We start from the raw sequence: 13826 nt of genomic DNA on the forward strand, positions 1-13826 counted from the left end.
CCCTAAAATTACAGCATAAAGAATGTATAACCAATTACTCATTTATTCAATATCCTCCCTAATCTACATAATCAACTAATTTTACCACCAAATTTTAATTTTCTTTATACAACTAACCTGCCCCTTTAGTTGCATAAGAAAAAGGTTTAATATAGCTTTCCAATCATTACTCCCATGGATTTTCGTATTTAGTTCTAATTTTATCGACTTTATTATATTCGCAAATGGTATCTTTGCCTGATAATTGAACTTTCATCGTATTTTTTTCGACTATAATAGTAAAATTGTCAGAACCACCATCATAATCAAATTCGTAATCATTATTCTCTATGTGCTTATATGTTCCAGAAGATTGTTCTCCGCCCTGGACTCTTGAATTTTGAATTTCAAAATTATTTTCCCCTTTAAAGGTAAAGGAGTCTCGACAAACACTCTTTTCTCCATCCGTATTTTTCCATGTACCTTTCCAAGATGGTGCTTTTCCTTCACCACACGCAGCTAATACTAATGCAGCCATCGTTGAGATCAATAACATTTTTTTCATTAATACACCTACTCCAAAGGACAACTTTATTTCCTGCTCCTTTTAATACGAACTAAAAAGGTAAAAGTTCCCTTGTATTGAACTAACCTGCCCCTTTAGTTCCATAAGAAAAAGCTGCCTTAAAGACAGCTCCGATCTTCAGCTAACGCACCCGTTAGTTCATTAATAAACAAATCTCAAATTAAATACTTTTTAATATTTTTGCTGGATTTCCAGCCACTATTGTATTAGCAGGAACATCTTTTGTAACAACAGAACCAGCAGCAACAATTGAATTATCACCAATGCTGACTCCAGCCAAGATTACGCAACTTCCACCAATCCATACTTCGTTACCAATTGTAATTGGTATCCCATATCCACTCTTATTCCTACCTTTAGGTTCTATTGAATGACCAGCAGTATATATCCCTACATTGGGACCTATCATACAGTTGTGACCAACCCTAACTTCTGCCATATCTAAAATAGTGCAATTATACCCGGCATAGAAGTTATCACCAACGTGAATATTGTAACCCAAGTCACAATGGAAATTGTGTTCAATACTAGGACTTACACCTACACTCCCAAACATATCCTTAATAATTTCCTCTTTCTTTGTGAAATCTTCAATGTCACTATTATTAAATTCTCGAACAAGTTTATGGGCACGGATATTTTTAAATTTCAGTTCCTTTGTACCTCGTTCATAATAAATTTTCTCTTTATCACTCACACCACATTTCCTCGCTTCCATTTTTAATACAAATGATACCATAATCTTCAACCAACCTGCCCCGTTAGTTCCATAAGAAAAAGCTGCCTTAATGACAGCTCCGACCTTCAGTTAACGCACCCGTTAGTTCATTAAGAAAAGCGATTCTTATTAAAGTATCTCGCCCTATAATGGAATAAGATTGAGCTTCTATTAGCTGGTTACTTAAAGAAGAAAAGTGCGTTTCCGTTGTTTCAGAAACGCCCCTGTTAATTTAAGTACAACACTTCACAATATCGGCCCAATTAATAAAAAATATCATTTTATTATTTCACTCAGGTTTCTCCCCGAATTTTTTGCCGAAATTCTCCATCATATCAAGTATTGGGATAAATTCACGCCCTTTAGTTGTTAATGAATATTCAACACGTGGAGGTACCTCAGGAAAAACCTCTCGTTTAATTAATCCATCTGTTTCTAATTCTCTCAACTGTTTTGTAAGAGAACCTTGTGAAATGTCCCATAAAAAAGCTTTAATTTCGCTATAACGACGTTCTTTTGTTTTTAAAAACCACAGAATAAGATACTTCCAGCGTCCTGAAAGCATATTTTGGGTATACGCAATACCATAAACGTCTCTTTGCTCCTTAATAAACTCTTTTTCAAATCCATCCTTACATATTCTGGCCATACTTACATCCCTTTTCTTCTGTAAAGTACAAAAAAGTGTACTATATCATTTTTTATTGCCTACTTCAAAAGTAAGAGTAATGTGTTTATTGTATTATTTATAACCAAAACACACAATTACCACTCAATTACCTTAATGGTTGTAAAAAAAGGAATGTAGACAATTTCGCGTTGAGGCAATTGGAAAATTCTATAGCTGATATTGAATCATAATCGGACAAAATTATATTTAGGAGGAACAATAATGAGATTTGGAATTATAGGTGCAGGACCAATAGGGACAATTATTTCTAAAAAATTAGTTAAGAATGGACATGATGTCAAAATCGCAGATGCTCGAGGAATTGAACGCTTAGAAGGAAAAGAGATTGCTGGAACACCTGTGAGTGTAGAAGATGTAATAACTAATATTGATGTTCTAATAATATCTATCCCTTTTCATGTAATGCCAAGCATTCGCAACATTGTAGATAAAGCTGGAGAAGAAGTAATCGCTGTAGACACTTCAAATTATTATCCTTTTAGAGACAATAAAATTGAAGAAATTGAGAACGGGATGGTTGAAAGTGTTTGGGTTTCAAATCAATTAGGTAGACCTTTCATTAAAGCTTTCAACAATCAATTAGCTTATACTTTAGAAAATAAAGGAACCCCTGAAGGTACTAGTGGTCGCATTGCCATGGCGATTGCTGGTAATGACCTATCGCAAAAACAAATAATCATGGACGTAGTAAACGAGCTAGGCTTCGACGCAGTAGATAGTAGTTCTTTAAGTGATTCGTGGAGACAGCAACCAGGAACGCCTGCATATTGCACAGAACTTACAAAAGAGGAACTAACAGAAGCATTGAAAAAGGCAAATAAAGAAAAAGCCCAATTCCTACGGGATAAGGCGATAGAGAGTTATCAGCCCGGATATTCACATAAAGATATTGTGAATCTAAACAGAGAAATATATAATTCATAATTTAGGATACCCATATTGATCATTGCTCTGGTATTTATTTTTATATTTAATAGAAGACATAGGAAATTTGGAACCAAAAGTAGTGATCAAAATATTTGATCACTATTTTGGCATATTTTAAATCTCTCTGTTCATCCACCTTGGATGTAACACTTTAAAAATATTTAGACGTTGTTAACAATTTTCATCGACGTAAAAAAATTGTATTGTTGTTAAACTAAACTGCGACGTTAGCTTAAGTATTTCTTCACAATTCCCCCTATTATTTTAACATAAATATCCAGTTTTCTTGTTTAGTGATCTTTCACAATCTGGCTCTTTAATGGAATAACATGACTGACGTTTTTAAACAACCTTATTATGTTTTAAACGACTTTATTGTAAATTAAACAACTTTAATATCACTTAACAGTATTCCTTATGGAACTAACCTGCCCCTTTAGTTCCATAAGAAAAAGCTGCCTTAAAGACAGCTCCGATCTTAAGCTAATGCACCCGTTAGTAAGTTCAACAAGAAAAAAAGGAGATACCGAAGAAACTCACTTCAATTTTAATTTAAAGCATCATACGACCAAGAGAAATTCTTTCGCTATTTCTGCCTTCTTATTCCTTTTCTTCATTTTTTGCTGAAATGAACCATAACATCAGTTCAATACGTGTACATAATGTAAAAAGTTCAATATTAATCCTGTAAAAGCAAATAATAGTCCAATGTAAAAAGTCCAAGGATTATCCTCTTTTTCAGAATCAAAGGTCCGGTAAGTAATAAAACCCAATAACAAAGATACGATAGGAATAATTATATACTGTGGCCCAAAAATAAAGGATACTAAACCTAATAATAGAGTTAGCATCCCATAAGGATTTTGTCCTTATATAGAATTTAAATGCTCAATTTCCTCCGGGGTCAGACCCTAGAAGTTTTGAAAGATGCAATGAATCATGAGGATAATTATCAGGTGAAAAATCCCCTAAAAGTTGAATATATAGGAACTGATAAATGATCAGTAAGTCCATTTATGTGTAGTTTTGAAATCAAAATTGACCAAAATCCTCTCTTGAAACCACATATTAGTGTAAAAACAAGAATCCATTTTGTGAAAATATTGAATAAATGGATTCTTTCCTTATGATTCAGATACAATTTTTATTTAATAGTTTGATTATTTTTAGTAATCCTTAATGAACTACCAAAGTTCTCACGTTAATCACCAATTCACATTTGTGTCGATGACTATATTATCATGAGATGCCTGGAACTAAATAGCCGTGGTCATAACCCTTATTCAATATGTTTTAGAAAGTCTTCAATCGTTTGTAACAACTTTTCAGGGTACTCCCCATTGATAGCATGAGAGGCGTCTTCAAATAACACCATATTACTGTATGGATTTCTTAAATTTTCTAAACCGATTTGAAACGACTTTTCGGAATGATGCATAGTTGATTGACCAGCCAAAATTCCGAGCACTGGCATCTTAAGTTTCTTCAAATGTTCAGTTTTAACCTTTTCTGGCATTGGCAATTTACTTTTGAATGTTCGCATTCCTGTTTCAATCAATTTGGCTGTCGGCTCACTTTCATCAATTTTAGCACCACCAGAGATATAACTAAGCATTCTTTCCCTTATTGATTTTGGCACTGCTGGTACGGAAGCTGGAATCGAAACTAGAATCATTTTTAGTGGAATAGGACCAAAAACATAAACTGGTTCTACTAATATGAGTGTTTGAATTTTTTCTGGGTGCTTAATTGCTAAATTTGCCGCACTCCATCCACCAAATGACAATCCTAATAAGTTGATTTCCTCTTCTGGCAATTGTTCTAACACCTGTTTTAACCAAATAGCTTGATCCATATTAGTTTTGATACGTTTTGTTTCTATACTTAACCCTGGCTCACCTATCAAATCAATTGTGTAAACCGGACGGTGTTTTAAGAAGTCATTGAGATTTGCTTCCCACATTGGTGTAGCAGACCCCTTTCCAGGAAGTAACAATAACGGTGTTTTGTCTGGTGTTTCCTCTTCTTGAAATTTGTATAGCTTCACTTTACCAAAATCGGTATTGAGCATTTTTGACTCAACAGGTTGTGGTAAATAACTCATTGCCTCATGATAAGAATTTATGTATTCTTGCTTACCTTCATTTGTAACGAAACCACTCATTGAACCATCATCTTTGAAAAGACCTGATTATCTACAATAGTATGAATATAGCCAAAGAAACAATAACTAAAATGATCCATCTTTTTTTTCGTAAACATACAAACCTCCTTCTATTCTTACTTTAGACTATGACGTATCGTTATAAAAAATGCTTAAATTGAAGTAATAAACGATATAACCACAGTACCTATTTCTAGAAAATGTGTTGAATATCAGATAACAACCTTCTTTTGATAAATTGAACGTTATTCAATCCTGCCCCTTTAGTGCCATAAGAAAAAGCTGCCTTAAAGACAGCTCTGATCTTCAGCTAACGCACCCGTTAGTTTAAGTACAAATGTTCACATACTTATCTTTACTTCTTAGTTAGCAAGTTGTTTTGTTGTAGGATTATATATAAAACCTCTCAGTAATATAGATACTAGAGTTAGTATCAAGAATCCTATTCCCCCTAATACAACATATTGTGTACCCATTCCTGATATAAATAATCCACCTACTGCGGTTCCAATCGTTATCCCTAAGTTACCGCAGGAGAGAAACAATCCATTAGCGAAATCAGGAGCTTCTGGAGCCGAAGAGGTAATCCAATATTGACCAACATTATTTCCTATAGCAAATAATATTCCCCATAACATAATAGTTATTAACATAGGTCCAGTGGACTTCCCTGTAAGGAATGACAATAGAAGAACTAATCCTAATATGATTGGAAAAAGGGTTGCAGTTTTCATAGCATTTTTGGTAAGTAACCTTCCTCCTGCAATATTTCCCAAAAGACTTGCCAAGCCTAATAAAAATAATGCTAAAGTTAATGTCCTCCCCGATATATTTGTAACGGTTCCAAGATATTCTGCAATGAAACTATTAATGCTCGAAGTTGCAGAACCTATAAATACGACAGTTGCAATAGCTAACCAAACAATTGGCTTTTTTAATACACTAATTTGTGTTCCGTAAGATAGCCTTTCCTTAACAGGTAAGGATGGGATAAATATCAATGTAGCTATGAAGGCAATTGCATTAACGATGGCAAAGAAAAACATTGCCATTTCTATGGAGGTTTCACTAGCAATGTAATTAGTGATTGGTACACCAAGTATCATACCTGCGGTTACTCCCATAATCACTTTAGAAACAGCCTTTGGAGCTTCTTCCTTGCTAACAGATGTGGCAGCTACTGTCAAAGCCAACGAACAATAAATTGGATGGAAAACAGCTGGAATCACACGAGCAATTAGCAAAACAGTAAAGTTTGATGCAAATATCGAGACAATGTTACCGAAAACAAAAATACCAAGTACAAGTAACATTATCTTCTTACGATTTATTCCTGAAAACACCATCGGCATAATCGGAGCAGATATTGCGACAGTAAGTGCAAAGAGACTCACTAGCAAACCTGCTTTGGCTACACTGATATCAAAGTGCTCAGCAATTGAAGGTAATATCCCGATTACGCCCATCTCAGTAGTTAGGATACCGAAAACTCCTATGGTCAAAATAACTATAAGTAAACTATTCTGTTTAGACATAAGTTTGATCACCCCTGTTTATTACTTATTCTTTTGTTTTTTTAGTTTTTTTTCATTCGGAACTACAGACTTTTCATAACTCTCAATTTTCCCGTTCAAAAGCTCCAAGGTTTTTTTTTGTTCCTCAATTCTTGCAACCAACTGGTTTCGTTGTTCTATTAACAGTTCCTTTCTTGTTTGCATAGTCTCATCTCCTTGATGAACCATTTTTACATACTCCAGCAACAACTCTATAGACATACCTGCGTTACGCATAAACAAAATTACTTGAATCCAATGACAGTCCTGTTCTGTGTATTCCCTTAACCCACTTTTGTTACGGTTTATAGGGGGAATCAGACCTATTCGTTCATAATAGCGTAGGGTATCTGGTGAGATACCAAATTTTTCGCTTACTTCTGAAATTATCATAACAATGTCCTCCTAACTCTTGAAAGCATAACAGCTGGAGTGAACTCCAGGTCAAGGGTATTTATAAATTATTCTATCTAAATTCTTATGCAACTATCCTGCCCCGTTAGTTCCACAAGAAAAAGCTGTCTTAAAGACAGCTCTGATCTTAAGTTAACGCACCCGTTTTGAAAAAAGCATGTCACGATTCAGTGCCGTCGCCCTTCTTCATGTTAAAAGTCTTCATCCCACGTGATGTAGGAGGTAGTGGCCTTTGATTATCGCCTTCCCTTTTCAAATTATTATCGGAGCTTAAAAATTTGGGTCTGTATTTTAACGCCCACATTGGTCTCCTAAAGAATGTATCGCCTAGTCCTTCCGGGTTAAGTGGAGCAAGTGGTGTCATATAAGGAACTCCGAATGAACGTAGGCTACATAAATGAACTACTACGACAAAAAAGACTAAAATCATACCATATAAACCCATTGTGCCTGCGCAAATGATAAATACGAAACGCAGCAAGCGAGCCGAAATTGCCATGGAGTATGAAGGGGTGGCAAAACTTGCAATGGCCGTAATCGATACGATGATGACCATTGCCGGTGATACAATTCCAGCTTGGACTGCCGCCTGCCCAATCACCAGAGCACCAACAATGGACATAGTCGCGCCAATGGCTTTGGGCATCCTTAGGCTTGCTTCTCGTAAGAGTTCAAATATTATTTCCATTATGAATGCTTCGACAACTGCCGGAAAAGGAACGGAATCCCGTTGGGCTGCAAGAATGACGAGCAGCTTTGTTGGAATCATTTCTTGATGATACGTTGTAGCTGCCACATATACAGATGGGGCAATTAGCGAAATAAAGAAAATAAAAATACGTAAAAAACGTATAGATGAGGCTATATCAAAGCGAGCAAAGTAGTCCTCGACAGATTGAAAGAACTGAATAAATAACGCAGGTGCCACCAAGACAAAAGGTGTTCCGTTAACAAAAATGGCTACCCTTCCTTCAAGTAGATTGCCTGCGACCTTATCCGGTCTTTCTGTATGATCCAGGGTGGGGAATGGGGTCATGACCTGATCTTCTATCAATTGTTCAATATATCCGGATTCAAGAATACTATCAATATTTATTCCTTTTAAGCGCTTTTTAACCTCCTCGACGATTCCTTCTTTGGCAATCCCATTTATATACATGATGGAAACATCCGTCTTTGTCACCGTCCCAATTTTCATCGACTCTATCCATAAATCCGTACTATTAATGATGCGGCGTACCAGTGCTATGTTTGTTACATTCGATTCCGTAAATCCCTCTCTTGAACCGCGAACTACCGAATTTGTGCTAGGTTCCTGAACGGAACGCCTTTCTCCCCCTTTTGTACTTGCAACCAGGGCCATGTTTATTCCGTCAACAAAAATGATGCTATCTCCTGATAATAATGACAAAAATATTTGTTTCCAGTCCGTTACGGATTCTACACCACCGAGAGAAACCACGTCTTTAGAGATTACCTCCAACGCTTCTTGTGGAAGTAGTTTTTCTTTAAGATGAGGATTTTTCATGATGGATTCAATTAAAAAGTCAGTAACGCTTGGATTATCAATCAGACCCTGCACATACAAAATAGCCGCTTTAATCTCAGGATTTTGACTGATTTTCAAATTTCGGATAATAATGTCGGGGCTGTTACCTGTTTTCTGCCTCACCTTTTCCAGATTGGCTGAAATGGAGCTGTCAATAAGTTCAGTTGTTATACCTTTAGATTGGTCCTTTTCATCAATCCTTCGCTTCTCACGTTTCTTCATTTGTCCTTTTTGTTTGAAAAAAGAAACCATAGACCGGACCTCTTTCATTCCTTTTTCTTTTTATCCTGTCCAAAAAAATTGTCTTTTATGGATACCATCATTCCCAACGATGCTATTAGAGCTAATATTTAGATATTCTTTATGTATCTAACCTGCCCGTTAGTTCCATAAAAAAAAAGCTGCCTTAAAGACAGCTCCGATCTTCAGCTAACGCACCCGTTAGTTCATTAAGACACATATTAACCCCAAAATTTAAAGTATTACACCTAAAAAATCCCCTTTTAATACTTCTTTTTCATACTGATTTTTACATAAAAAGAATGCAATAATAGCTGTTCTATTATTTTCTTGCCTTTCATATTTTTCAATTTTAACTTCACATATTATTGTATCCCCGGTAAACACAGGTCTTAAAAACTCAAAATTCATAGTACGAGCCATTACGTGATGATCTCCACCTATTTTTGTTGGTAGAGTTGCCGTTAATAACCCTTGAATTACAAGTCTTCCCTGTTCATCTGGGGTTATATGATGATTCCCTTCATCACCTGAAATCTCTGTAAATAATTCAACATCCCTTACTGTAAAAGTCCGTTCAAACGTAATGATATCTCCTACTTTTAATGACATATAAAATCCCCCCTGAAGGTTTTATAAAGTTGATTAATACCCGCGGACAAAACGCGAATTTTATATCTTAATAACTAACAGCGTCGTTGAAGTATTGTTTTGGTAATTTGTTTTCGGATTTTGGATATAAGATATTTATCTGAGGAAAGGAAGATAAATACGCTGCATAGAAATAGAAACCAGAAACGTTTTTCAGATATCCTTATGTGAGAAAATCTTGAGGGTTCCAATCTTTCGGCTTTATGTTCTTATTCATCCATTTCTTTTGTGGTGCTTGGTATGGGGTGGAGGCAATTAAATGATTATTGTGCCAGCTTGCTGCTCCGGAACGAATCATTTCATCGAGCAGGATTGGGATAAATTCTTCTGGCTGAAGTTGGAAAGAGTAGTGTGCAAAATCTTGGAACCAACCACACTTTAGTAGGTAGTTATCGAGTTCTTCTTTTGTCAATCCGTTTTTAATGATTAATGTGAATGAAAAAATCCTTTTGCAGGCATGCCATGCAACTTTTTCTGGCATTCTGAGCCACTTTTCAAACCGTTTCCTTGCTGCATCAATGGCAGTCAGAGGATTCTCTATTTGCGGTCCATGTCCTGAATATGTCTGTTGAATTCGAAGCATGGACAACCGATCCAAACTTTCTATCGATCGTTGGATAGATGAAACACCCTCTCGAAAGATATTTAACCATCCGATATCACCTTTGTGGAAGAGATCCCCGCAAATTAATACTTCTTCTTCCGGTTCATATAAAGAAATATGTCCTAATGTATGTCCTGGTGTGTGCAAGATTTTTAACGTTCTGCTTCCTGTATTAATATCATCGTTATCCGAGAACTTTAGATCGACTCGATAAGGTTCTACAGGCTGATCTAACCATTCTGAACTACAGGCTTCCGAGTCGCAAGAATTAATTAATTCTGCTTCCCATTTATGAGCACCAATCCTTACTCCATAATTTTTTTGAAAATGAAAATTGCCTCCTACATGGTCACTATGATAGTGCGTGTTCACAATAAGGTGTAATTCTTCTGGTGAAATGCCTACTTCTTTAATTAATTGCTCTGTATCTTTCACATCACTTCCAAAACCAGTATCAATAAGGACCGGGAGCTGATCCTTAATAAGGATCATGTTTGCACTTGGGAATTTTCTTTCAAAGAAAATAATACTGGATTTTTTAATAAGCCATTCCTCCTTAAAGTCACCAATAATAATCGAACAAACTACTAATCAATTTAAATGTGAAATATATTCAAAGGCTGTTGTTCCGTATACGCTTTTAAAGTGTTTATTTAAATGGGTTAAATCAACAAAACCACATTCAGCTACAGCTGAATGAATATCTCTATTTTTTTCTATTAACTGCTTTGCATATTCTATCTTGCAGTTAAGAAAGTATTGATATGGTGAAATGCCAGTATGAGTCTTGAATAACCGGATAAACTTAAATTTCGATAAATCAAGCTCTTTACATATCTCGTCAAGTTTAGGTATAGTTTCCAAGTTGGTGTGAAGCATATCCTTCGCTTTTCTAATTAGAGTGTTATCTTTCTTATAGTCTGTAGAAAGATCAGTTTGAATAAGGTTATCTGTGAGGGATAACAGTAATTCACTGCACAATGCCTCGTCTTTTTCGCTTAATATTGCATTAGAAAGACTTAGTATTCCTTGTTTAAGCCTATAATCATACACAATGGGGGTTGAAAAGCGTATGATATCCTTCTTCTCAATAACCTCCAGAAGCAATTGTGGCTCAATATATAGCATCACATAATCTAGTCCTGTCTCATCATGTGCCATTCCGTCATGTGCCTGTTCCGGATTAAAAAGCATAACGCCATTTTGATAAGACAAGTGTAAACTGCCATCCAAGTTATAGTGTTGAATGCCACGCAATGTGACTCCTATTGCATACTCTTTATGAGAGTGCTTCTTATATGTGAAATCAGTAATACTTGCTGACAAAGCCGTAATACCCGCCGATTTTTTATAGATAAATTTATCCATTTAATTCACCTCTTAAGTAGCTACCTACATCCAGATCATGATTGCAGCATAAACTAAAAACAATGCCATCAATATATTTACAATCTTTTTATGCTTCTGTAAAAACTCCTTGAAGATTGCACCAAAAAGTACCCATGTAATAAATGCTAAGAATCCTATAACAGTTATAGCGATAACGCTTATTGTAACCGCAGGCATTGAGACATAATAGGGCATAATATAGGTGGGAATGACAGTCATTGTAAATAGTACTACCTTTGGATTTAAAAACTGCGTAAGAAATCCAGACATAAAGGTACCCGTTTGGTTTACAGTTGGTTTTGATGAATCCATTTTGTAAACTTGATAAGCAAGATACAACATATAAAAGCTTCCGATTATCTGCATAACAATTAAAATTTTTGGTATGATCGTTGCAAGTATCGTATTTAACATAGCAGAAATAGCAAGTAAGAAACCAAAAGCAATCGTTGCTCCATACGTATATTCCATTGCCTTTTTTGTCCCAGAGTTATGCACGGTGGATAATATGACGATATTGGTAGGACCTGGTGTAAATGTAACAATAAAACAGTAAAATACAAAAGATGTAATATTCATGAGGTAAACTCCTTTCAAGATATCCTCATGCAATTGTACATCCTAACTTTAAAAGCTTATAGTATGTTATTGCAAGGTTATATATTGCTTCTGTAAAGATAACTCTATAAATTCAGGGTGCTGATACGTCAAAACCCTGATTTCCTTACGTAAGCAGGAAACCAGGGTCTTTATATAATTTCTATGAGATGAACCGAAAAAATTTACAACCATCAAACTTTAAACTGAAAGTATTTTTGTTGCAGCCTTTCTTTACATAATGGGGGATTGTCTAAATAGTTGATTTGAAGATAAAAATTTTCTTGTGATATTGCAAAATTTTAAAATTCCATTTTCTAATTCACTATCCGATAAATAGGAAAAGTTTAACCTTAAATGATGGTTTTCGGGTTCTCCTGCGAAACAGGCTGAACCAGGAAGAAAGTAAATATTCTCTTTTTGACATTCGATTAATAAATGGTTCGTGTTCCACTCTGATGGAATGGATACCCATATATTTAATCCACCTGTTGGTTCAATCCATTGAACTTCATTCGGCATATGGGAATTGAAGAGTTCTATAACTTTATCCCTTCTTAATTTCAAAGCAAATCTCAGCTTTTCCATATGGTCCTCCATCCTTTTCGAATGAAAAAATGGAAGAATTGCCTTTTGTGTTAATAATGGACTACCAAGGTCCGTATTCACTTTAGATGCCACTAAACGATTAAACAGAGTGCCATTTGCGGCCAGCAGTCCTATCCGGCAACCAGGAACCAATGTCTTGCTTAGCCCCTTTAGATAAATGACGAAACCATTTGTATCAAGACTTTTTATAGGTGATGGAGGTTTCTTGTCAAAAAATATCTCACTCCAGGGTTCGTCTTCTACAATGATTATTTGATGTTCTTGGGCAAATATTAATAATTGCTCCCTTCTTTTTCGACTTAAAACCCTTCCAGTTGGATTCTGAAAGTTAGGGATGGTATATATCATTTTGGGTTTATATATTTCGCAAACTCTTTGTAACAGGTCCATTCTCATTCCTTCTTTATCTAATGGAACAGGAATAATAGTAGCCCCACGAGCACGAAATGTATCAATTGCATTAGGATAAGTGGGTGCTTCTGTAACCACCACATCTCCTGGTCCTATAAAAGTTTTCGCCACCAAATCTATTCCTTGTTGAGTGCCATTAGTTACCAATATATCTTTATGGTCAATATTTAAATCTTGTTTGCGAAGATACTCGCTCATAGCTTTTCTAAGTTCCTCATCCCCTTGAGCAGGTCCATAACTTGATAAAATACTAGGATTCTTTTCTAAATTTGAATGGATTTCTTTCTCCAGATAATGATTCGGAAGTAAGGATGGACAAATCGCTGCAACAGAAAACTGAATACAGTTTTCAAATGAACCATAATGTGTACCAAATTGAGTTCGGGGAAGATAATCTAAAACGGATAATTGCCACTCGAAATTGTTCTTTTTATTATTTTCTATATCTTCTGATGTAATATTAGCTTTAACAAATGTCCCCTTCCCTTGTATCCGTTCAATTAACTCATTTTTTTCTAACAATGCATACACTCTTACAACTGTAAGTACACTTACCCCTAATTGTTTTGCTAACGCTCTAACGGAAGGCAAACGTTCATCTTCCGATAACCCCCCTGACCTTATTCTATCTGCTATATTCTCATAAATTTGTTGATTAATCGGGATATTGGAGTTCCTGTTTATTTCAATCTTCATAATAAAGCCTCCATCAGCACTGTGTTGAAAATTAAGTGTTATATGATC

General features: G+C 35.5%; 13 protein-coding genes. 1 reads left to right on the plus strand and 12 read right to left on the minus strand.

All coding sequences use genetic code 11. The features are described from left to right. Nucleotides 1-166: 166 nt before the first annotated feature. From ACSR9O_RS26465 to ACSR9O_RS26475, 3 genes are all read right to left on the minus strand, one after another. A complete protein-coding gene (locus ACSR9O_RS26465; protein ID WP_491725351.1) occupies nucleotides 167-544 on the minus strand; it encodes a hypothetical protein in 378 nt (125 codons plus the stop codon). A gap of 181 nt (nucleotides 545-725) precedes the next feature. Further along, nucleotides 726-1304 carry a sugar O-acetyltransferase gene (locus ACSR9O_RS26470; protein ID WP_491725516.1) on the minus strand — a complete coding sequence of 193 codons (579 nt, stop codon included), beginning with the start codon at nucleotides 1302-1304 and terminating at the stop codon, nucleotides 726-728. 268 nt (nucleotides 1305-1572) lie between these two features. Continuing rightward, a complete protein-coding gene (locus tag ACSR9O_RS26475) occupies nucleotides 1573-1932 on the minus strand; it encodes a winged helix-turn-helix transcriptional regulator (RefSeq protein ID WP_101226146.1) in 360 nt (119 codons plus the stop codon). Nucleotides 1933-2175: 243 nt separating this feature from the next. Here ACSR9O_RS26475 and ACSR9O_RS26480 point away from each other — a divergent pair, with 243 nt between their 5' ends. Next, a complete protein-coding gene (locus tag ACSR9O_RS26480; protein ID WP_101226145.1) occupies nucleotides 2176-2898 on the plus strand; it encodes an NADPH-dependent F420 reductase in 723 nt (240 codons plus the stop codon). Nucleotides 2899-4180: 1282 nt separating this feature from the next. Here ACSR9O_RS26480 and ACSR9O_RS26485 read toward each other — a convergent pair. From ACSR9O_RS26485 to pdxR, 9 genes are all read right to left on the minus strand, one after another. Further along, a complete protein-coding gene (locus tag ACSR9O_RS26485; RefSeq protein ID WP_232783042.1) occupies nucleotides 4181-5065 on the minus strand; it encodes an alpha/beta fold hydrolase in 885 nt (294 codons plus the stop codon). A gap of 362 nt (nucleotides 5066-5427) precedes the next feature. Then, entirely contained in the window at nucleotides 5428-6600 is a 1173-nt protein-coding gene (locus tag ACSR9O_RS26490) for an MFS transporter (protein ID WP_491725352.1), read from the minus strand. A 21-nt stretch (nucleotides 6601-6621) separates the two neighbouring features. Further along, complete coding sequence (locus tag ACSR9O_RS26495) at nucleotides 6622-7011, minus strand: MerR family transcriptional regulator (RefSeq protein ID WP_260356661.1); 390 nt, start codon at nucleotides 7009-7011, stop codon at nucleotides 6622-6624. 181 nt (nucleotides 7012-7192) lie between these two features. Then, a complete protein-coding gene (locus ACSR9O_RS26500; RefSeq protein ID WP_491725353.1) occupies nucleotides 7193-8833 on the minus strand; it encodes a spore germination protein in 1641 nt (546 codons plus the stop codon). A 222-nt stretch (nucleotides 8834-9055) separates the two neighbouring features. Continuing rightward, the gene (locus ACSR9O_RS26505) at nucleotides 9056-9433 is read right to left on the minus strand and encodes a hotdog domain-containing protein (RefSeq protein ID WP_491725354.1); all 378 of its coding nucleotides are present in this window, start codon (nucleotides 9431-9433) and stop codon (nucleotides 9056-9058) included. A 202-nt stretch (nucleotides 9434-9635) separates the two neighbouring features. Beyond that, nucleotides 9636-10568 carry an MBL fold metallo-hydrolase gene (locus ACSR9O_RS26510; RefSeq protein WP_491725355.1) on the minus strand — a complete coding sequence of 311 codons (933 nt, stop codon included), beginning with the start codon at nucleotides 10566-10568 and terminating at the stop codon, nucleotides 9636-9638. Between the two features lie 99 nt (nucleotides 10569-10667). Further along, a complete protein-coding gene (locus ACSR9O_RS26515; protein WP_491725356.1) occupies nucleotides 10668-11444 on the minus strand; it encodes a helix-turn-helix domain-containing protein in 777 nt (258 codons plus the stop codon). Nucleotides 11445-11468: 24 nt separating this feature from the next. Continuing rightward, on the minus strand, nucleotides 11469-12044 hold the full coding sequence (locus ACSR9O_RS26520; RefSeq protein WP_491725357.1) for a LysE family translocator: 576 nt from the start codon (nucleotides 12042-12044) through the stop codon (nucleotides 11469-11471). Nucleotides 12045-12296: 252 nt separating this feature from the next. Further along, nucleotides 12297-13778 (minus strand): MocR-like pyridoxine biosynthesis transcription factor PdxR, encoded by a 1482-nt coding sequence (gene pdxR, locus ACSR9O_RS26525; RefSeq protein ID WP_491725358.1) that lies wholly within the window; start codon nucleotides 13776-13778, stop codon nucleotides 12297-12299. Nucleotides 13779-13826 lie beyond the last annotated feature (48 nt).

The organism is Peribacillus sp. B65, assembly GCF_058513295.1.

Excerpts from the sequence above, each read along its gene's own strand:
- pdxR (WP_491725358.1), bottom strand. The coding sequence starts at position 13,778 with ATGAAGATTGAAATAAACAGGAACTCCAATATCCCGATTAATCAACAA.
- ACSR9O_RS26500 (WP_491725353.1), bottom strand. The coding sequence starts at position 8,833 with ATGGTTTCTTTTTTCAAACAAAAAGGACAAATGAAGAAACGTGAGAAG.
- ACSR9O_RS26475 (WP_101226146.1), bottom strand. The coding sequence starts at position 1,932 with ATGGCCAGAATATGTAAGGATGGATTTGAAAAAGAGTTTATTAAGGAG.
- ACSR9O_RS26480 (WP_101226145.1), top strand. The coding sequence starts at position 2,176 with ATGAGATTTGGAATTATAGGTGCAGGACCAATAGGGACAATTATTTCT.
- ACSR9O_RS26520 (WP_491725357.1), bottom strand. The coding sequence starts at position 12,044 with ATGAATATTACATCTTTTGTATTTTACTGTTTTATTGTTACATTTACA.
- ACSR9O_RS26510 (WP_491725355.1), bottom strand. The coding sequence starts at position 10,568 with ATGATCCTTATTAAGGATCAGCTCCCGGTCCTTATTGATACTGGTTTT.
- ACSR9O_RS26515 (WP_491725356.1), bottom strand. The coding sequence starts at position 11,444 with ATGGATAAATTTATCTATAAAAAATCGGCGGGTATTACGGCTTTGTCA.
- ACSR9O_RS26485 (WP_232783042.1), bottom strand. The coding sequence starts at position 5,065 with ATGAGTGGTTTCGTTACAAATGAAGGTAAGCAAGAATACATAAATTCT.
- ACSR9O_RS26465 (WP_491725351.1), bottom strand. The coding sequence starts at position 544 with ATGAAAAAAATGTTATTGATCTCAACGATGGCTGCATTAGTATTAGCT.
- ACSR9O_RS26495 (WP_260356661.1), bottom strand. The coding sequence starts at position 7,011 with ATGATAATTTCAGAAGTAAGCGAAAAATTTGGTATCTCACCAGATACC.
- ACSR9O_RS26470 (WP_491725516.1), bottom strand. The coding sequence starts at position 1,304 with ATGGTATCATTTGTATTAAAAATGGAAGCGAGGAAATGTGGTGTGAGT.
- ACSR9O_RS26490 (WP_491725352.1), bottom strand. The coding sequence starts at position 6,600 with ATGTCTAAACAGAATAGTTTACTTATAGTTATTTTGACCATAGGAGTT.
- ACSR9O_RS26505 (WP_491725354.1), bottom strand. The coding sequence starts at position 9,433 with ATGTCATTAAAAGTAGGAGATATCATTACGTTTGAACGGACTTTTACA.